This is a genomic window from Nocardia sp. CA-136227, from assembly GCF_050955695.1.
GTDB lineage: Bacteria > Actinomycetota > Actinomycetes > Mycobacteriales > Mycobacteriaceae > Nocardia.
On record NZ_CP192081.1, the window covers coordinates 4,453,805 to 4,472,218 of the forward strand.

At 68.9% G+C, this 18,414-nt stretch carries 17 protein-coding genes; 11 read left to right on the forward strand and 6 right to left on the reverse strand.

From position 1 onward, the window contains the following. The first annotated feature begins 196 nt into the window (after positions 1–196). The 7 genes from ACQP06_RS20475 (at position 197) to ACQP06_RS20505 (ending at position 6,004) form a co-directional block, all read left to right on the forward strand. A complete protein-coding gene (locus ACQP06_RS20475) occupies positions 197–697 on the forward strand; it encodes a MarR family winged helix-turn-helix transcriptional regulator (RefSeq protein WP_433666122.1) in 501 nt (166 codons plus the stop codon). A 165-nt stretch (positions 698–862) separates the two neighbouring features. After that, positions 863–1,756: an STAS domain-containing protein gene (locus tag ACQP06_RS20480; RefSeq protein WP_357284127.1), complete on the forward strand. Its 894-nt coding sequence runs from the start codon at positions 863–865 to the stop codon at positions 1,754–1,756. A gap of 14 nt (positions 1,757–1,770) precedes the next feature. Further along, positions 1,771–2,160: an STAS domain-containing protein gene (locus ACQP06_RS20485; RefSeq protein ID WP_357085279.1), complete on the forward strand. Its 390-nt coding sequence runs from the start codon at positions 1,771–1,773 to the stop codon at positions 2,158–2,160. Beyond that, on the forward strand, positions 2,150–2,563 hold the full coding sequence (locus ACQP06_RS20490) for an ATP-binding protein (protein WP_357085914.1): 414 nt from the start codon (positions 2,150–2,152) through the stop codon (positions 2,561–2,563). The genes ACQP06_RS20485 and ACQP06_RS20490 overlap by 11 nt, the downstream gene beginning before the upstream one ends. Next, the gene (locus tag ACQP06_RS20495) at positions 2,556–3,209 is read left to right on the forward strand and encodes a SpoIIE family protein phosphatase (protein WP_433666123.1); all 654 of its coding nucleotides are present in this window, start codon (positions 2,556–2,558) and stop codon (positions 3,207–3,209) included. The genes ACQP06_RS20490 and ACQP06_RS20495 overlap by 8 nt, the downstream gene beginning before the upstream one ends. Positions 3,210–3,216: 7 nt before the next feature. Beyond that, positions 3,217–5,526: a SpoIIE family protein phosphatase gene (locus ACQP06_RS20500; protein ID WP_433666124.1), complete on the forward strand. Its 2,310-nt coding sequence runs from the start codon at positions 3,217–3,219 to the stop codon at positions 5,524–5,526. 148 nt (positions 5,527–5,674) lie between these two features. Further along, a complete protein-coding gene (locus tag ACQP06_RS20505; protein WP_433673382.1) occupies positions 5,675–6,004 on the forward strand; it encodes an STAS domain-containing protein in 330 nt (109 codons plus the stop codon). Between the two features lie 101 nt (positions 6,005–6,105). Here ACQP06_RS20505 and ACQP06_RS20510 read toward each other — a convergent pair whose 3' ends face one another. Next, entirely contained in the window at positions 6,106–7,143 is a 1,038-nt protein-coding gene (locus tag ACQP06_RS20510) for an LLM class F420-dependent oxidoreductase (protein WP_433666125.1), read from the reverse strand. Positions 7,144–7,312: 169 nt separating this feature from the next. Here ACQP06_RS20510 and ACQP06_RS20515 point away from each other — a divergent pair, with 169 nt between their 5' ends. Both ACQP06_RS20515 and ACQP06_RS20520 read left to right on the forward strand, forming a co-directional pair. Beyond that, on the forward strand, positions 7,313–7,951 hold the full coding sequence (locus tag ACQP06_RS20515; RefSeq protein ID WP_433666126.1) for a cyclodeaminase/cyclohydrolase family protein: 639 nt from the start codon (positions 7,313–7,315) through the stop codon (positions 7,949–7,951). Between the two features lie 229 nt (positions 7,952–8,180). Continuing rightward, positions 8,181–8,927 carry a L,D-transpeptidase gene (locus ACQP06_RS20520; RefSeq protein WP_433666127.1) on the forward strand — a complete coding sequence of 249 codons (747 nt, stop codon included), beginning with the start codon at positions 8,181–8,183 and terminating at the stop codon, positions 8,925–8,927. 111 nt (positions 8,928–9,038) lie between these two features. Here ACQP06_RS20520 and ACQP06_RS20525 read toward each other — a convergent pair whose 3' ends face one another. Continuing rightward, the gene (locus ACQP06_RS20525; protein ID WP_433666128.1) at positions 9,039–9,887 is read right to left on the reverse strand and encodes a bifunctional 5,10-methylenetetrahydrofolate dehydrogenase/5,10-methenyltetrahydrofolate cyclohydrolase; all 849 of its coding nucleotides are present in this window, start codon (positions 9,885–9,887) and stop codon (positions 9,039–9,041) included. A 283-nt stretch (positions 9,888–10,170) separates the two neighbouring features. Between ACQP06_RS20525 and ACQP06_RS20530 the strand changes: the two genes are divergently transcribed. Both ACQP06_RS20530 and ACQP06_RS20535 read left to right on the forward strand, forming a co-directional pair. Beyond that, positions 10,171–11,031 carry a YdcF family protein gene (locus ACQP06_RS20530; RefSeq protein ID WP_433666129.1) on the forward strand — a complete coding sequence of 287 codons (861 nt, stop codon included), beginning with the start codon at positions 10,171–10,173 and terminating at the stop codon, positions 11,029–11,031. Between the two features lie 57 nt (positions 11,032–11,088). After that, on the forward strand, positions 11,089–11,949 hold the full coding sequence (locus ACQP06_RS20535; RefSeq protein ID WP_433666130.1) for a putative protein N(5)-glutamine methyltransferase: 861 nt from the start codon (positions 11,089–11,091) through the stop codon (positions 11,947–11,949). A gap of 57 nt (positions 11,950–12,006) precedes the next feature. Here the strand turns inward: ACQP06_RS20535 and ACQP06_RS20540 are convergent, their stop codons facing one another. From ACQP06_RS20540 to ACQP06_RS20555, 4 genes are all read right to left on the reverse strand, one after another. After that, positions 12,007–14,436, reverse strand: a complete 2,430-nt coding sequence (locus ACQP06_RS20540; protein WP_433673383.1) for a sulfatase-like hydrolase/transferase — start codon at positions 14,434–14,436, stop codon at positions 12,007–12,009. A 189-nt stretch (positions 14,437–14,625) separates the two neighbouring features. Next, entirely contained in the window at positions 14,626–15,126 is a 501-nt protein-coding gene (locus tag ACQP06_RS20545; RefSeq protein WP_433666131.1) for a hypothetical protein, read from the reverse strand. A 21-nt stretch (positions 15,127–15,147) separates the two neighbouring features. Beyond that, positions 15,148–16,449: a hypothetical protein gene (locus tag ACQP06_RS20550; RefSeq protein ID WP_433666132.1), complete on the reverse strand. Its 1,302-nt coding sequence runs from the start codon at positions 16,447–16,449 to the stop codon at positions 15,148–15,150. A 636-nt stretch (positions 16,450–17,085) separates the two neighbouring features. After that, entirely contained in the window at positions 17,086–18,270 is a 1,185-nt protein-coding gene (locus ACQP06_RS20555; protein ID WP_433666133.1) for an SPFH domain-containing protein, read from the reverse strand. Between the last annotated feature and the right edge of the window lie 144 nt (positions 18,271–18,414).

Below are 18,414 nucleotides of genomic sequence, written 5' to 3' on the forward strand. Positions count from 1 at the left end.
GGCTGGGGCTGGTCAGCCGACGGTTCAAGCACAGTGACTCTATCCAGCACCCGCCGCGCCCCCGCCGACAGGTACGGGTTGCGGGCCCCGCACAGGTACAGGTTGCACCTTCAACCGAGCAGGTGTTACCTGTCCATGATGTGCTTGTCGGCGGCGGGGAGGACTTAGCATGGTGGCGGAACCCTGGAGTGGAACTGTGGCGCAGACCCGTTGGCTCGATGATGTCGAGATGCGCGCGTGGCTCGGATTCGTGTTCACCCGCGATCTGATCGCCGCCGCGGTCGGACGCGATTCCCTACGCGAATCCAATCTGACCTATGTGGAGTACACCGTGCTGGCCCGGCTCGCCGACGCCCCGGATCACCGGCGCTCCTTCGCCGAGCTGGCAGCGGTGCTGGAGTGGTCGCAGAGCCGGTTGTCGCATCAGATCACGCGGATGGAGAAGCGCGGGCTGGTGGCGCGCGAGTCGATTCCCGACGACGCGCGCCGCACCGCGGCGGTGCTCACCGACAAGGGTGTGCACGTGCTCGATTCGGCCGCGCCCGCGCACGTGGACAGTGTTCGCCGCCACATGGTGGATGTGCTCGATCGTGGCCAGCTGGCCGCATTGGCCGACATCTACGACACCCTGCTGGCCCATCATCGCGGCACCGAACCCTCACTCGGCCGGGCCGAGACCCGTGAGCAGCACACCTGACACGAAATCGCCTGCCCACCTCGGTTTGGTTTGGCACCCATCGGGTAGTGGGTAAGACTAGGCTCGGCACCGGCTTCCCATGTGGGTCGGCACCGAGCACACGGCTGGCTACGGTCGTGGAAGTGAGCACCCGACCTGGCCTTAGCGAAAGGGGCAGGAGTTTCCATGTCCGACGTGTCCATCGGTCTCTCGGCGGATTCGCTGCCCGCGAATTCCGTCGACAATCTGCTCCCGCAGCTCGTCGAGCACTTGCGGCAGAACCGCACCGAACTGCGCGAGGAGTGGGCCCGTCGCATCACCGATGCCCAGCTGCTCACCGCCATGACCCCCGAGGAGATCTTCTCCGAAGCGACCTCGGTCTACGACAACTACGTCGAGGTGCTCGAGACCGGTAGCGTCGAGGCGCTGCAGGCCTACGCGCGCGACCTGTCCGAACGCATCATCCCCCGAGGCGTCGAGACCGACGAGGTCGTCGGAATCGTGCTCCTGCTGCGAGACGTGCTGGCGCGCAGCCTCTTCGAGAAGTACCAGTCCGACTTCGAGCTGCTCAAGCTGGTGCTCGACGCCTACGAACCCGCCGCGAACCGGATCGCCAACACCGTGGCCGTGTCCTTCGTGCAGGAGCGCGAGCGCGTCATCCGCCAGCAGCAGGAGGCGATTCGCGAGCTGTCCACCCCGGTGCTCCAGGTGCGTGAGCAGCTGCTCATCCTCCCCATCATCGGTGTGCTGGACTCGCAGCGCGCCCGGCAGCTCACCGAGCAGCTGCTGCGCGCCATTCGCGCCAACCGCGCCAAGGTCGTCGTCATCGACATCACCGGTGTGCCCGCGATCGACTCCACGGTGGCCAACCACCTGGTGCAGACCGTCGACGCGTCGGGCCTGATGGGCGCCAATGTCATCATTACCGGCCTGTCTTCGGAGATCGCGCTTACCCTGGTCACCATCGGCCTGGATCTGTCGAAGATGAATGCCGTCGGTGACCTCCAGGGTGGCATCGAGGAAGCGGAGCGGCTGCTCGGCTACGAAGTGTCGCGCGTCACCGACCGCGACGGACGGTAACCAGGGCGGGGCACATGCCGGTACCCATTCTGAAGCAGGGCACCTATCTCATCGCGTCGGTGCAATCAGCGCTCACCGATGCCGATACCGAACGCCTGCAAGACGATTTGATGACCTATGTCAGCAGATATCGCGCACAGGGCATCATCGTCGATGTCACCGCAATCGACGTAATGGACTCCTTTGCCGCCAGATCGCTGCGTACCATCGCCCACATGACCAAGCTGCGCGGCGCGGAGACGGTCATCGTCGGCCTGCAACCCGAAGTCGCTTTCGCCATGGTGCAATTGGGACTCACCTTCGAGGGCATGCACACCGCGCTGGACCTCGAAGAGGGCTTGTTCTGGCTGAACGACAAAATCAAGGGCAGAGGTCAACGAGACGGTCGTGATCGTGGCCGCTGACGACGTGGTGATCGCGGTGACCGTGTCCAACGACATCGTGACCGCTCGGCAAGCGGGGCTGGAGTTGGCTGCCAAACTCGGCTTCTCGCTCTCCGATCGCACCATGATCGCGACGGCCATTTCCGAAGTGGCGCGCAATATCACCAGTTACGCCGGCACCGGGGAGATCCGGCTGGCCGTACAGGATCGGGACGGCCGGCGCTCGATGGTGGTGCAGGCCAAAGACAATGGTCCCGGCATTCCCGACATTCCACGTGCCATGGAGGACGGTTATTCCACCGGACGCGGTCTGGGCCTGGGCCTTCCGGGCTCACGGCGCCTGATGGACGGCATGGTCATCAATTCCCAGCCCGGCCAGGGCACCCTCGTCGAGATGTGGAAGTGGGTGCCCAACGGTGCGTGAGGACGGTTACGTCGGCGCGGTCGAATGGGCCGTCGCCGGACGCGCCCTACCCGGGCAACGGGTTTCGGGCGACCGCTCGGTGGTGCTGGACGCGGGCGGCGGTTCCGTGCTCTTCGCCGTGCTGGACGGTCTGGGCCACGGCGCGGCCGCGGCGGACGCCTCGGATCGGGCCGCGCAGGTGCTCTCCGAGAACCGCGCCGAGCCCCTGGACGTGCTGATGCTGCTGTGCCACCGGGCCATGAGCGACACCCGCGGCGCGGCGGTCTCGTTGGCGCTGTTCGATTCTCGCGACCGGGTGCACTGGCTCGGGGTCGGCAATGTCGAATCCCGCATCGTGGCCGCGGCTCCCGGCAAGCCCGCCATCCGGGCGACGGTCCTGCTCTCGGGCGGCATCGTCGGCTATCTGCTGCCGCCGAACCTGCAACCGCAGACGGTGCCGGTGCGACCCGGCGACTTGCTGCTGATGTCGACCGACGGCATCACCTCGAACTTCGCCGACGCCGTCGACCTGTCCAAGCCGACCTCGGAGATCACCGCCGAGATCCTGGCCCGCCACGCCAAGGACACCGACGACGCGCTGGTGCTGGCGGCCCGCCACCGCGGGCAATCCCATCCCTCCCAACCCATTCCGAGTGTGAAGCCATGAGGCCGTAGTGAGCGCGGTACTGGCCGCTTTCCGCGAGGCGTACGCCGCCGCGCTGCGACTGCACCTGCGCGCCCCCGATCAGAACACCCTGGCCGAGGGCTACGAGCTCGGCCGCCGCGCACTGGTGGAGGGGGTGAGCATCCTCGACCTCACCGAGCACCACTACCGGCTGCTCGAACAGGAGGGGCTGGGTCCCGCGCCGGACGGCACCGATCGCGGTGAGGCCGCCCTGGAGTTCCTGCTCCAGACCATGGCGGCGCTCGACGTGGCCACCCGCGGCTTCCTCGACGGCACCCGCCGCTACGAGCAACAGCGTTCGCGCGCCGACGATCTCGCGGGCCGCGACGCCTTCCGGACCGCGCTGGTGGAGTCGCTGCAGGACGGGTTCTTCGTCGTCGACGCCGAAGGCACGCTGATCGAGGTCAATTCGGCGTTCGGCGCGCTCACCGGCTACGGCCCCGACGGCATCCCGTACCCGCTCCCCCATCCCTGGACCGTCCCCGAGTCGCCGCGCTACCCGGACCTGGGCACCGAGGCCGCCCGGTTCGTGATGCCCATCCGGCACCGGGACGGGCGGCAGCTGTGGCTGGCGGTGTCGACGTCCTCACTGGTGAAACCCGAGAACGGGGAACGGGTTTTCGTCGGCACGCTGCGTGACGTCACCGCCGAGCACGACGCCCAGGCCCGCGATCAGGCGGTGTCGCGGCTGGCCACGGCGGTCGGCGCGGCCACCAGCGTGGTCGAGGTGCTCACCGTCGGGCTCGAGGAGCTGCGCCGCGCGGTCGGCGCGGAGGCCGCGGTCGTCTCGGTGTGGCCCAGTCACCACACCGGGCCGGAACTGTATGTGTCCGAGGACAATCAGTACACCGCGACGGGCCTGGCCCCGCACATCACCCAGCCCATCCGGCGGCCCGGCAGCGGCGACGCGGAAACTCTCGGCGGCGCCGAGTCGCGCCGCGTGCTCGACGCCCGCGCCCGCGCCCTGCTCGACCGGGCCCGATTGCAGCCCGGCCGCAGCATGTTCGCGATCCCGGAGGACGTGTCCAGCTCCGAGGGCATCGTCGCGCCGCTGGGCGAGAGCGCGGATTCGGCGCTGTGGCTGCGCTTCTCCGCGCCGCGGGTGATCACGCCCGGCGACTGGGCGCTGTTCTCGCTGCTGATCGGGCATCTGAGCCTGGCGGTGCAGCGGGCCCGCAACTTCGACCAGGCCCGCTCCACCTCCCTGACCCTGCAACGCGCCATGCTCGGCCCGATCGAACTGCCGCCGCGGTTCTCGGTGCACTACGAGCCCGCGCTGCCGCCGCTCGAGATCGGCGGCGACTGGTACGACGTGGTGCGGCTGGAGGACGGCGCGATCGGCGTGGTGGTCGGCGACTGCGTCGGACGTGGCCTGTCCGCGGCGGTGGTGATGGGCCAATTGCGAACTGCCGCACGAGCCCTGCTCCTGCGCGGCGCGGGCCCGGCGCAGCTGCTGGCCGAACTCGACACCGTGGCCGCCCGGATTCCCGGGGCCATGTGCACGACGGTGTGCGCCGCCATCCTGGATCCGGTGCGCGGGCTGGTGCGCTACTCCAATGCCGGGCACATGCCGCCGGTGCTGGCCGAGCCCGGCAAGCAGGGCCGGCTGCTGGAGGGCGGACGCGCGTTCCCGTTGGCCACCTTCGACATTCCGCGCCGCCCGGAGGCCACCACCGCCATGGCGCCCGGCGCGACGCTGGTGCTGTTCACCGACGGTCTGGTGGAGCAGCGCGGCGTCGACATCGACGACCGCTTCGTGGAACTGGCCGACGAATTGTCGCGTGTGGCAGCGCAATTGCCGCGCGAGGTGTCCGATTCGGTGCTGTCGCGGCTGCGCCCCACCGGCGGCTACGACGACGACGTCGCCATGGTGGTGTACCGGCAGCCGCCCAAGCCGCTGCGCTTGGACGTGCCCGCCGACGCCCGGGAGCTGTCGCAGCTGCGGCGCGCGCTGCGCACCTGGCTGACCGCCGCGGCCGTTCCGCACGATCTGGCCGTGGACCTGGTGTCCGCGGCGAACGAGGCGTGCAGCAACAGCATCGAGCACGCGTACCTGGGCGGCGAGCCCGGCCGGGTCCGGCTGTGCGCCGACAGCGGCGTGGACACCCTCACCATCGAGGTGTCCGACACCGGCGTGTGGCGGCCGCTGCCCGCGGACCCGGGCAACCGCGGCCGCGGGATCGCCATGATGCGGGCGCTCACCGATCAGCTCGATATCGACCATTCCGGGCCGGGCACGCTGGTCCGGATGTCGGTGAGACTCGTGGCCGCGTCCTTCTCCGCGGCCGGGAGAATGTGAATCAGGGCCTGCCGTCACGCCTTCGGCAGGCGGCCCACCTGCGAGCCAGTGCCGATGTGGCAAACGATGCAGCACGAACGGACGGATCATGGCAGATTTGAACAACGTGACCACTAATTCCGCAGACGGCCACCCCTTCGCCGAAACGATGACCACCTCGGTCACCCGCACCGACGAGGCCACCGTCCTCACCGTGACCGGCGAAGTCGACCTGGCGACCGCCTCCGCTCTGGAGAGCGCCCTCGACACCGCCCTGGCCGCCGCGCCCGCCGCCCTCGTGATCGACCTGACCGCCGTCAGCTTCCTCGCCTCGGCGGGGATGGCGGTCCTGGTCAGCGTGCACAAGCGGGCGGGCGGCACCCGCCTGGTCGTGGTGGCCGACGGGCCCGCCACCAGCCGGCAGCTGAAGATGACCAGCCTGGACCAGGTGTTCACGCTGCACTCCACCCTCGACGACGCGCTGGGTTCGCTGCGCTGAGCCGGTGCGCCCGGCGTGTGTGGCGCGGGCGCACCCCTCCTCCGAACGACGAAGCCGAGTCCGGATCACCCGGACTCGGCTTCATTGTTCATACGGAGCTGTCAGAGGAGCTCGCGCAGCTGCTCGATGAGCTTCACCCGCTCGGCGGGGGTGCCCGCCATCGGCACCACATTGAGGACGGTGACGCCGGCCTCGCGGAACGCGGCGACCCGCTCCTTCACGAACCCGGCCGAGCCGATCAGGTTGACGTCACGGACCAGATCGTCCGGCACCACCTTGGCGGCCTCTTCCTTGCGGCCCGCCAGGTACAGCTCCTGGATGCGGTCCGCCTCGGCGCCGTAGCCGTACTTGGTGGCCAGCGCGTGGTAGAAGTTCTTGCCCTTGGCGCCCATGCCGCCGATGTAGAGCGCCAGGTGCGGCTTGATGCCGTCGCGCCAGCCATCCACATTGTCGCCGATGGCCAGGGCCGGACCGGCGTAGATGTCGAGGTTGCCCAGCGCCGGATCACGCTTGGCCAGACCGGCTTTCACCGAGTCGCCCCAGACCGCGTCGGCCTTCTCCGGCAGGAAGAAGATCGGCTGCCAGCCCTCGGCCATTTCCGCGGCCAGCTCGACGTTCTTCGGGCCGAGCGCGGCCAGCAGCACCGGAATGTTGTCGCGCACAGGGTGATTGATCAGCTTGAGCGGCTTGCCCAAGCCGGTGCCCTCGCCCTCGGGCAGCGGGATGTTGTAGTACTTGCCGTTGTATTCCAGGCGCTCGCGCTTCCACACCTTGCGGCAGATCTCGAGCACCTCGCGGGTGCGGCCGATCGGCGCGTCGTAGGGCAGGCCGTGGAAGCCCTCGATCACCTGCGGGCCCGAGGCGCCCAGGCCGAGGATGTAGCGGCCGTCGGAGACGTAGTCCAGGCCGGCCGCGGTCATGGCGGTCAGCGTGGGGGTCCGGGTGTAGAGCTGCAGGATGCCGGAGGCCAGCTGCACCCGCTCGGTCTTCGCGGCCAGGTAGCCCAGCGCGCTCACCGCGTCGAACGAATACGCCTCGGGCACGAACACGATGTCCAGGCCCGCCCGCTCGAGGTCGGCGACCTCGGCGGCGATCTCCTTGAAGCCGTCGGTGTAATTGATCGACAGTCCGATACGCATGGTCCGGACAATACCCAACTATTTGCATACCCCGAGCGGGCGGGTCGCCGTATTGGCGAAGTGACAGCGGGCGGGTTGCCGACGGTGGCGCGGCGGCCGGTAGCGTGGGCGGCGAAATCACCCGAATTCCGGGTATTGCCAGCAGGACTGCCAAGGGAGGCCACCCCGCATGACTCAGGACACCACCACGTTCGGTGACTCGACACTGCGGGGGTACCTGGACCAGCTGGCCGCCAAGGTGCCGGCGCCCGGCGGCGGCGCGGTCGCGGCGCTGCACGCGGCCCAGGGCGCGGCCCTCGTCGCCATGGTGGCGCGCTACACCACCCGGGCCAAGGACGCCGACAATCGCCCGGTCATCGACCGGATCATCGCTGCGGCCGACACCGCCCGCGAGCGCTCGCTGGCGCTGGCCGACGCCGACGCCGCCGCCTTCACCGCGGTCGGGGCGGCCTACAAGCTGCCCAAGGAGTCCGAGGCCGAGCAGGCCGCCCGCGGCGAGGCCATCACCGCCGCGTTGCTGCAGGCCGCCCGGGTGCCGGCCGCCGTGGTCACCGAGGCTGACGAGATCGTCTCCCTCGCAACGGAACTGCTGCCCATCGGCAACCCGAACGTGGTGACCGATATCGGTGCGGCGGCCGACTGCGCGCGTTCGGCGGCCGCCAGCTCGCAGCTGAACATCGCGATCAATGTAGCTTCGCTCGACCCGGGCGCGGGCGCGGAGTTCGCTCCGGTGCTGAAGCAGATCGAGGAAGTCATCGCGCGCGCCGACGCGCTGCACGACGACGTTGTGGCGGCCATCACCCGCTGACCACGCGAATCCGCCTGTAGCGGTGCCCCGTTCCGAGCCGGAACGGGGCACCGTTTCGTTGCACCACCTGCGCGGTTGCTTCCGGACCCTCCACTACCCCCCTACCCGAAAACGACAAAATACCCACGCCGGTACAATTGTCACGAACCGGAAACATTTCCGGATGGAACTCAAGATCAAGTCATAGTCTGAGTAACCAAGCCCCACACCCTCTCGAAGGGACGGAAGAATGCGGAAAGCGATTCGCTCTCTGTTCGTCGCAAGCCTTGTCGCCGCGGCGGCCGCGTTCGGTTCCGGAGCCGCCGGCGCGGCCCTCCCGGCATCCAATCTCCCAGCGGTCCAGGCGATCTCGCCGGGCCCCGGCCAGGTGGTCGGTATCGCAGCTCCCGTGACAGTCCAGTTCGCGGAAGCCGTCACCGACCGCGCCAAGGCCGAACGCTCGGTCGACGTGAAGGCCGAGAATTCCCTCGCGGGACAGTTCTCCTGGCTCGACGACCGGCAACTGGTGTGGACCCCCACGCGCTATCTACCCGTGTCCTCGCCGATCACGGTCTCGGCAGGTCACGATCACATCAAGTTCCAGACCAATGGCGGCACCACCGCGGACGCCGACATGTCGGCGCACACGTTCACGGTGTGGGTCAACGGCGTGGCCCGCACGATGCCCGCGTCCATGGGCAAGCCAGGCCGTGAGACCCCGGTCGGCACCTTCCCGGTCATGTCGCGCGAGCGGTCGGTCACCTTCGACTCGCGGACCATCGGCATCCCGCTCAACGATCCCGAGGGCTATCTGATCACCGGTGAGTTCGCCGAACGGCTGACCTCCGGCGGCGTGTACGTCCACTCCGCCCCCTGGTCGGTGGACTCGCAGGGCAACTCGAACGTCAGCCACGGCTGCATCAACCTCGCACCCGCCGACGCCGAGTGGTACTACGACAACGTCTCCGTCGGCGACCCCGTCACCACCCACTGGTGAGGCACCACCTCTAGAAACGAGTTCAGGGAGCGCCCGGCGCGCGGAATCGGACCGATTCCCGCGCCGGGCGCTCCCTGATTTCTATCCGGGATCAGCGGCTTCCGCCCGGGATCAGCGGCCGGATTCGGCGGCCTGGACCACGTGGCGCATGAGCAGCGCGGTGGTGACCGGGCCGACGCCGCCGGGGACCGGGCTCAGGGCCGCGGCCTTGCCGGTGACCGACTCGGCGTTCACGTCGCCGGTGATATTGCCGTTGTCGTCCTCGTTGGTGCCGACGTCGATGACGACCGCGCCCTCGCGCACGTGGTCGGCGGTGATCAGGCCCGCGCGGCCGACCGCGGCGACCACGACATCCGCGGCCGAGGTGACGGCAGGCAGGTCGGTGGTGCGGGAGTGCGCGATGGTGACGGTCGCGTTCTCGGCCAGCAGCAGCTGCAGCAGCGGCTTGCCGACCACGTTGGAGCGGCCGACCACCGCGACGTGACGGCCTTCCAGCGGCACCTGGTGGAACTTCGCCAGTTCCACGACCGCCTCGGAGGTGGCCGGCGGGAAGCCAGGCAGACCGGCGGCGAGCAGGCCCAGTGACAGCGGGCTCACGCCGTCGACGTCCTTGCCCGCGGCGATGGCGGAGCTGACGTCGTCGAGGCCGACGCCCTTGGGCAGCGGGGTCTGCAGCATGATCGCGTCGACCGAGGCGTCCCCGGAGAGCTCGATGAGCTTGGCGCGGATCTCCTCGGCGGTGGCGTCGACGCCGAGATCGATGTTCTCGCAAGTGATTCCATTGCGCTCGGCGGCGCGGTTGAGCGACTTCACGTACCAGGCGCTGGCCGGGTCGTCGTTCGGGATCACGAGCGCCAGGCGCGGTGCGGCGCCCTGCTCGGCGAGGGCGGCGGCGCGCTGCTTGGTGTCGGCGTTGATGGCGGCGGCGAGTTCCTTGCCGATGAGCGAAGTCGTATCCACGGGTGCACAGCTTATCCGGCGCCGGGACCGTCCCCGTCCCACGTGTCCGCAATGTCCGTCCGGAACGCCGATATGTCCGGTCCGGTGCGTCCGCATTGTCCGGAGCGCGGGCGGCGCGTTCCCGGGCCCGCCGGGACCGAACTCGCGAATTCAAATGGGCAAATACCCGACAACCGCCGTGTTCAGTCGTATCGTGTCTCCATCCAGCACTGGGCCAATAACTAGCTACTTCATTGATTTGCCAGCAAACGCATGCGTGACACCCTCCGAAAGGTCGACAGCAGTGCAGATCGCCAGGCGCTTTCCCACCCTGCTCGCGGCAGCGGCCGCGACCATCGCCATCCTCGGCACCGGCACCGCGCACGCGGATCCCGCGGCGCTGTTCAACTCCGCACAGGACAACTTCACCAGCGGCAACGAGGCGGCCGGCCTGGCCGACCTGCGCCAATTGCTCGGTGAATCACCGGATGACGCGCAGGCGCTGGCCCTGCAGGCGATCTGGTCGGACTACGCCGGCGACATCATCACCCGCGAGCTGGCGATGAACCGCCTCAACGGCGTCGACGGGCGACTCGCCGACGGCACCCGGAACCTGTTCCGCGCCATCGGCGCCGCCGTCGGCACCCTGCCCAACCCGATCCCGGCCATCGCGGGCCCGCAGACCGGCATCGCGGTGCTCGGCTACGGCCTGCTCCCCGACGGGGCCATGCGCCCCGAACTGGTGAACCGCCTCCAGGCCGCCTGGCTGCAGGCCCTCGCCTCCCCCTTCTCCCCCATCCTGGTGACCGGCGGCAACCCGCAGAGCGGCGTCACCGAGGCGGCGGCCATGCAGGGCTGGCTGATCGGCCACGGCATCCCCGCCAACCGCATCCTCACCGACCACCGCGCCGGCTCCACCGTCCAGAACGCGCTGTTCGGCGTGCAGATGCTGCGCGACGCGGGCGCGACCAGCGCCATCGTGGTCACCTCCCCCAACCACATCCGCCGCGCGGTCGCCGACTTCATCGTCGCGGGCATGCCGGTCGTCGGCGCCACCACCTCCCTCGAGCAGCTCGTCTCCCAGCTGCCGCCGCCCGCCCGCAGCGGGCAGCGCGGCATCTACCTCGACACCACCCGGACCCTGCGCATCCCCACCGAACGCTGACCCTCCCGTCCGGACCCGCTCGCGCGCCGCGCGGGTCCGGACGTGCACAATGACGCGGTGACCGCTTCCGACACCGACACCCTGGTCGCACGCCTGCGTGCGGCCGGTTGCGTCTTCGCCGAGGACGAGGCCGCCCTCCTGCTCGGCGCGGCAACCGACGGCGACCACCTGGAAGCGCTTGTCGCCCAACGCATCGCCGGATTCCCCCTCGAACACCTGCTCGGCTGGGCCGAGTTCCGCGGCCTCCGCGTCGCCGTCGCCCCGGGCGTCTTCGTACCCCGCCAGCGCACCGGATTCCTCGTCGAACAGGCAGTAGCTTTGGGCCGCACCGTCATCCGATCCGACCGAGTCGGCGCCGCTGCCGACGAGCCGCTGATCGCGCTCGATATGTGTTGCGGCTGTGGGGCGCTCGGCATGTCCTTCGTGAGAGAGCTCGCGGAGCAAGGGATTCGGGTCGACCTCACCGCATCCGATATCGAACCGGCGGCCGTGGCCTGCGCGCGGGAGAACCTCGCGACGGTCAGCGCGCGCGTGGTCGAAGGCGACCTCTTCAACGCGGTCCCCTCGGATCTTCGTGGGCGCGTCCACATCCTGCTCGCGAACACGCCCTACGTGCCCTCCGAGCACATCGCCGGGATGCCGCCGGAAGCCCGGGATCACGAACCTCGCCGGGCCCTGGACGGCGGCGAGGACGGGCTGGATGTCCTGCGACGCATCGCGACCGTCGCGCGCGACTGGCTCGCTCCCGGCGGCCATCTACTGGTCGAGGAGAGCGAGGAGCAGGCTCCGGCCGCCGCGGTGATCATGCGAGAGCACGGCCTCACCGCTCGAATCGCGGAGTGCGAAGACATGGGCGCGACCGTGGTCATCGGCACCCGGGCACCGCGTTCGGCAACCGATCCGGCCATGAAACGCTAGCCGGCGACGTACAGGCCGCCGGCCGGCGGTGTCGTTCGGCCCGGATCCGTTCGTCGCTCAGTCGGTTTCGAATGCTCTGGCCGCGTCGCGCTGCAGGTCGCTGTAGGACTCCTTGCCGACACTCACGATGACGCGGTAAACGGTGCCTCCGGTGAACGTCCCTGGGTGCCGGTATTGCTGGGAGACGTTGTCCCCGCTGTCGTAACCGACGCAGAGCCCGTCGCCGGTCAGGGTGAAGGTGCCGGCCTGGGCCCGCATCGGTCCGGTCGCAACCGGCTTGTCGTCGACGTAGAGCGTTGTGGTGCCCAAGGATTCGCCGTGCTGGCCGGCCTTGTCCCGCACGAATTCCATGCCCACCGTGTGTTTGCCCGTCGGCAGCGGTGGCGAGACGAAATCCTGCTCGGGCGGGATGCCGAGGAAGTTGTAGACGTAGTGCAGCACACCGTCCTTGACGAACAGCACATGCCCACCGAACCGGGAACCGTGCGCGAAGATCACCCCTTCGGACTGCGGGGTGAGATCGACATCGGCGACGATCTTGTAGGACTTGCCGCGGATATTCACCGCGATGGCCTCGGGCACGGGCGCGGCATCGGGGTAATAGGTGTAGGTGTCGCGGGGCGGCTCCGGATTCGGCCGCTCGACGGCCAGGAGTTCGGTCGCGGTGCGATCGTCGAGGGGCAGGACGAAGTTGTCCCTGGCCTCCTCATCCCAGGCCGCGATCAGCTCCTTCAGCTTGTCCGGATGCTGATCGGCGAGGTTCTTCGATTCCGAGCGGTCCTCGTCGACGTGGTACAGCTCCCACTTGTCCTGGTCGAAGTGCCCCTTGTCGCTGATCGGCGCGTGCAGCGCCGATGCCCGCCAGCCGTTCTCCCAGATACCGCGGGTGCCCAGCATCTCGTAGTACTGACGTTTTCGGGTGGTGGGTGTGTCGGCGTTGTCGAAGGTGTACCGCATCGAGACACCGTTGAGCGGGTACTGCTTGACACCACGGTATTCCTTCGGCATCTCCAGTCCGATGACATCCAGGATCGTGGGCGTGATGTCGATCGCGTGATGATATTGGTGCCGGATCTGCCCCTTGGCCTTGATTCCTTTGGGCCAGTGGATGATCAGCGGGTCGCAGGTGCCGCCGGAGTACTCCGAATAGCGCTTGAACATCTTGAACGGGGTGGAGAACGCCACCGCCCAGCCGGTCGGGTAGTGATTGTAGGTGGCCGGGGTGCCCAACTGGTCGAGCAGCGCCATGTTCTCGGCGAGATCGTCGGGATAGCCATTGAAGAATTTGTTCTCGTTCACCGAGCCGTTCGGCGAGCCCTCACCGGAAGCGCCGTTGTCCGCGCAGTAGAAGATGAGGGTGTTGTCCATCTGGCCGGTCTGCTCCAGATAGTCGATGATGCGCCCGATCTGCGTGTCGGTGTATTCGGAGAATCCGGCGAACACTTCGGCCATGCGGGAGAACAGACGCTTCTCGTCGGCATTGAGGGTGTTCCACGGCCGCATCGCGTCCGCGGGAACCGCCACGTCCTCGGGTAATGGGTTGATCGGGGTCATCGCCGTGCCCTTGGGCATGATGCCCTTGTCGATCATCCGGGCCAGCACCCAGTCGCGGTAGGCCTCGTAGCCGTCGTCGAACTTGCCCTTGTATTTGTCGGCCCATTCGGTGGGAACTTGGTGCGGCGCATGATTCGCGCCCGGGCAGAACCACATGTACCAGGGCTTCGACGGATTGGTCGACCGCTGGTCGCGCAGCATGCGGAGCGCGTTGTCGGCGAGGTCCTTCGACAGGTGATAGCCCTGCTCGGGGCTGTAGGGCTGGTCGATGAACCGGTTGTCCTCGACCAGGTCCGGGTACCACTGGTTGGTTTCGCCGCCGAGGAAGCCGTAGAACCGGTCGTACCCTTTCTGCAGCGGCCATTCCGATTTGCTGCCACCACTGGAGACATCTTCTATAGGCACGTTGTGTTCCTTGCCGAGCCAGAAGGTGCTGTAGCCGTTGTCCTGCAGGACCTGCCCGATAGTGGCGCATTGGGCCGGCAGCCGCGCGGCCGAGCCGGGGAATCCGGTAGAGCCCTCGGTGATCGACGCGAAACGGTTGACGTGATGGTTGCGGCCGGTGAGGAAGCAGGACCGGGTGGGCGAGCACAGCGCGGTGGTGTGCCACTGGGTGTAGGTCAGGCCGTTGTCGGCCAGCTTCTGCAGGGTCGGCATGTTGATCCGCCCGCCGTACGGCGACCAGGACGCCAGACCGGTGTCATCGAACAGGATCACCAGGATGTTGGGTGCGCCATCCGGGGCTTTCTTCAGCTCGAACGGCTTCCAGTCCGGTGTGGAGTCGCGGACGTCGAGTTCGATCTTGCCGTCGAAGCCGTCGTTGATCCCGGTCCCGTATCCGGGTGGCCCGTCGCTTTTCGAGTTGCCGCAGGCGGCGAGCAGTGGTCCTGCAACCGCGGCGCCCGCCCCGGCCGCCGCGATACCGCGCAGCATCCCGCGCCTGGACACTTTGGCGCCCGGATCCCCGGTCTCGCGGCCAGATCGGACCTCTGGGTTCTGATCCTCATCGCTCGGCTGCATTACTGCAGGCTAGAGGCGAATCGGAAGCAAGCGTGCAAGGCACACCGGGTGGTTCGGGTAGTGCAATGGTCGTCCCCGGCTGGAGACGGTGTGTCCGCTGCTTCAGCCCGCCTCGAGGGATTTACGGATCTCGGCCTGGATGTCGAGTTGCGCCCGCGCCGCCGTCAACCCCGCGTTCACCTCGGCCGCGGTGCGCTGGGTGGCGGCCGAAACATATTGCGCCACAGCGGCTTCGATGGATTCGACGGCCTGGGTGGCGGTCGCCCGTTGCTCGGTCAGCGCGGCGGCGGGCAGGGCCGCCATGGCGACCAACCGGTCGTCCCAGGCCAGTGCGGCCTGCTCGAGTTCGGCGCGCAACACGATGGTGGTGGCGTCGTCGAGGGCGTCGGCGGTGTGCAGGGCCCGGATGGCGTCGCGCAGGCGACGGTGCAGGCGCGGCTCCGGGTCGTGCGAGCCCGCCCACGAGGCCGGGGCCCGGGTCGGCATGCCCGGCACCACCTGGTTGGCGGTGGCGGTCGAGGCCCGCTGGCTGCGCGACACCAGGACGATGCCACCGGCCACGGCCGCGATCAGGATCAGCGCGACGGCTACGAAGATCAACACGGTCGGTTCCGCTCTGCTCGGCTATCGATGGGTGGTGGGGCGCGTGGGCACGACGGTGGAGTGGCTCGGCCCGCTCGGATGACGGCTCGGCGTGTGATGCCCGCGCGCGACCGCGAACGCCACCACCACCGCGACGATCACCGCGAGCACGGCCACGATCGCGGCGATGATCTTCGCCTTGCTCCACGGCCGGTCGCCGGACACCTGCCCGGTCAGGCCGTTGATGTACACCTGGTAGGTCTTGTCCATGTAGACGACCGTCAGCAGCCAGATCGGCAGCAGCACATGCTTGTACGCCAGCCAGTTCCAGTTGGTGTTCAGCTCGTGGATGCGCTGATGGTCGCCGCCGATGTCGGCGCGCACGCTCGACTCGATGGCCGACTCGATCCGCTGCTGCGCCTCCGGGAACGACTCCTCGGCGTCCTTGTCGTAGGTGCGGCACAGGTGCCCGGCCACGAACTCCGGCGAGTAGGCGCGCGCCTGCTCCACCGGCCACGGCTCCAGCGACCGGATCCGGTCCCGGTTCAGATTCTCGTTGGCCAGCACCGGCAGATCGGCGAACTCGTTGCCGACCTCACCGGCCACCGAATGCCATCGCGTGTGGGTCTCGTAGATCGGATCGCCGTCCTCGTCGGTGCCGACCCGCACCTGATAGTCGTCGCCGCGCTCACCCTGATACCAGCTCGCGGTATCGGCGTCATAGGTGAAGTACGCGGTGTACAGACTCGAGAAGGCCCCGATCCGCCGGTACTTCCGGAAGTTCGACGGCGCGAACCACCGCTTCGACACCCACTTCTCGACCAGTTCCCGAGCCTGCTTCTCCCCCACCAGGAACGGCACGACACCGTCCACCGGCAGCCGGGCGGGCGCATTGTGCACGTCATCGCGCTGAATCGGGGTCGCGCAGTAGGGGCATCGAGTGGCGGTCAGACTCCCATTGAATCCCGTGGTCCCACCGCAGTTCTGACACTTCACCTCCCACTCGCCGGTCACCCGCGGCCCCGCCGCCTGCCCCTGCAACTCCCGCAGCGCCGCCATCGCGGGCCCCAACTCCCGAGCCTGCACCGGCACGTTCGGCGCGGTCACCGGCGACCGGTTCCCGCAACTCGGGCACAACAAATCCTGGCCCGCCGGATCGAACACCAGCTGCGCCCCGCACGCCGAACACGGATACGTCCGAGTCATCTCGGTGCCGTGCAACATGGCCCGATCCGGCGCCACCGGCTGCGCCTGCGGCCCAGGACCTCCCGCCCCCTGCTCGGGCTCGCCCACCGCGGGAACGAACACCGGAGCCACGACCATCGGCTGCGGCATCGCACCCATCGGCGCCTGCATCGGCGTATGGGGCGCGAATCCACCTGGAAGCGGCGGTGGCACTGCTCCCCCCTGGGCCATCGACGGAACTCCACTGTGGCCGACTCCCGAGCTCGGAAGCGGCGGGGGCACAGGGGATCCCGCTGTCCCCGGCAGGGGCGGAGGGGCGACGGCACCGTGCGGGGGCATCCCGGCACCCTGGGGCATGGGCGGGACACCGGTCGCGCCGCGCGGCGGAAGCGGGGGCGGCACAGGGTTTCCCGCGCCGGGCATCGGCGGTGGCATCGTCCGTCCGGGCTGTGCGGCGCCCGGGAGGGGCGGCGGGCCGGACGGGGTCGCCGCGTCGCCGGGGTCGGCCGCGACGGGAGGGGTCCAGTGGCGGGGTTCGGCGGTGTGCGGGGCGGCGTCGCCGCCGGGGAGCGGGGGCGGGCCCGTGGGGCGCTGTGGGGGCTGGTGGTCGTTCATGTGCGCTCACTCGGTGCGGCGGACTCGACGGTCACGCCATTGCGGTGGAAGGTGTTTCGGGACGCACCGAGTCGTCGGGCGTTCGATCGGGCGGGTGACCGGATTCGGGTACGGCGAACCGACCCGTCGGCTGTCAGGGCCGACGGGTGGTCCGGGCGGATCCGGGTGCGGTGGTCGCCGTTACTGCGGGGGCAGCGGCGGCGGAGTGCCGGGCAGCGGCGGCGGGGTCGCGAAGAGCGACTGCAGCGCGGGGACGGTGGCGGCCGGGGCCCAGCCCGGCATGCCCTCCGCCCACACATTGGTGTCGCGGGTCAGCTGTCCGCCCGAAACGTACTGGCGTAGCTGGTCGATCGGGAACGGGCCCGCGGCCTGGCCGCCATTATCGAAGTGGAACTGCTGCTGGCCCGGCAGCGGCGGCGGGGCCTGCTGCGGCGCGGGCTGGGCGTAACCGCCCTGCTGGGGCTGGCCGTAGCCGGGCTGCGGCTGCATGCTGCCCTGCATGGCGCCCGCCATCTGCCCGCCGAGCACGACACCCATGCCGGCCTGCATGGCGGCTCCCATTCCCCCGCCGGGGTTCTGGGCGGCGGCGAGCATGGCGTCGGCGGCCTGCATCTGCTGGTACCGGTTGAGGTCGACATTGTTCATGAACCCGCCGGCCTCGACACCGCGCGCGACGCCGCGCGTCATGGCCTGCTGGATCTCCTCGGGCAGCGAGATGCTCATGGTGACGCCCTCGACCCCGACACCGAAGCCGGACAGTCGCTGGCCCACGAATTCGCGCAGCTTGTCGGACAATTCGACCTGGCGGCCCTGCAGGTCGATGGCTCCCAGCCCGCTGGCCAGCACCATGTCGGAGAACGCCAGCGCGACATTGGCCCGCAACTGCTCGCTGAGCGCCTCGGCGTCGACCTCGGCATTGGTGCCGATCATCTGCCGCAGGAACACCTCGATATCGGTGACCCGCACGTTCGCGGTGCCGTTGGCGCGGATCTGCACCATCCGGAAGTCGGGGTCGCGCACGGTGACGGGCTGCGGTGTGCCCCACCGCATATCGGTGACCGCGCGGGTATTGACGTAGTACACCTCGGACCGGAACGGCGAGTTGAACCCGTGCCGCCACCCCTGCAGGGTGGACATGATCGGCATGTTCTCGGTGGTCAGCGTGTAATGCCCGGGACCGTACTTGTCGGCGAGCTGACCCCGATACACGAAGACGGCCTGCTGCCCCTCCCGGACGATCAGCTCCGCGCCGTTCTTGATCTCGTTCTCATACCGCGGAAACCGCCACGCCAGCGTGGTCCGGCTGTCATCCAGCCATTCGATGATGTCGACGAATTCGCCGCGAATCATGTCGAACAGACCCATCGAGTTCTCTTTCCTCCCTCGGGCGCGGCCCTCCGCCCCGGCCGAGTATGGCACAGGACGGCGACGCGCCAGTCACCGTCACGTGGCTATCGAGCGAACCACGGGCAGCGTTAATGATCCCGTACGACCCTGTGCCCCACACCC

Coding starts and splice junctions, on each gene's coding strand:
- ACQP06_RS20520 (WP_433666127.1), top strand. CDS start 8,181: ATGCGGAAAGCGATTCGCTCTCTGTTCGTCGCAAGCCTTGTCGCCGCG.
- ACQP06_RS20480 (WP_357284127.1), top strand. CDS start 863: ATGTCCGACGTGTCCATCGGTCTCTCGGCGGATTCGCTGCCCGCGAAT.
- ACQP06_RS20540 (WP_433673383.1), bottom strand. CDS start 14,436: ATGCTGCGCGGTATCGCGGCGGCCGGGGCGGGCGCCGCGGTTGCAGGA.
- ACQP06_RS20515 (WP_433666126.1), top strand. CDS start 7,313: ATGACTCAGGACACCACCACGTTCGGTGACTCGACACTGCGGGGGTAC.
- ACQP06_RS20505 (WP_433673382.1), top strand. CDS start 5,675: ATGACCACCTCGGTCACCCGCACCGACGAGGCCACCGTCCTCACCGTG.
- ACQP06_RS20485 (WP_357085279.1), top strand. CDS start 1,771: ATGCCGGTACCCATTCTGAAGCAGGGCACCTATCTCATCGCGTCGGTG.
- ACQP06_RS20550 (WP_433666132.1), bottom strand. CDS start 16,449: ATGGGTGCGATGCCGCAGCCGATGGTCGTGGCTCCGGTGTTCGTTCCC.
- ACQP06_RS20555 (WP_433666133.1), bottom strand. CDS start 18,270: ATGGGTCTGTTCGACATGATTCGCGGCGAATTCGTCGACATCATCGAA.
- ACQP06_RS20510 (WP_433666125.1), bottom strand. CDS start 7,143: ATGCGTATCGGACTGTCGATCAATTACACCGACGGCTTCAAGGAGATC.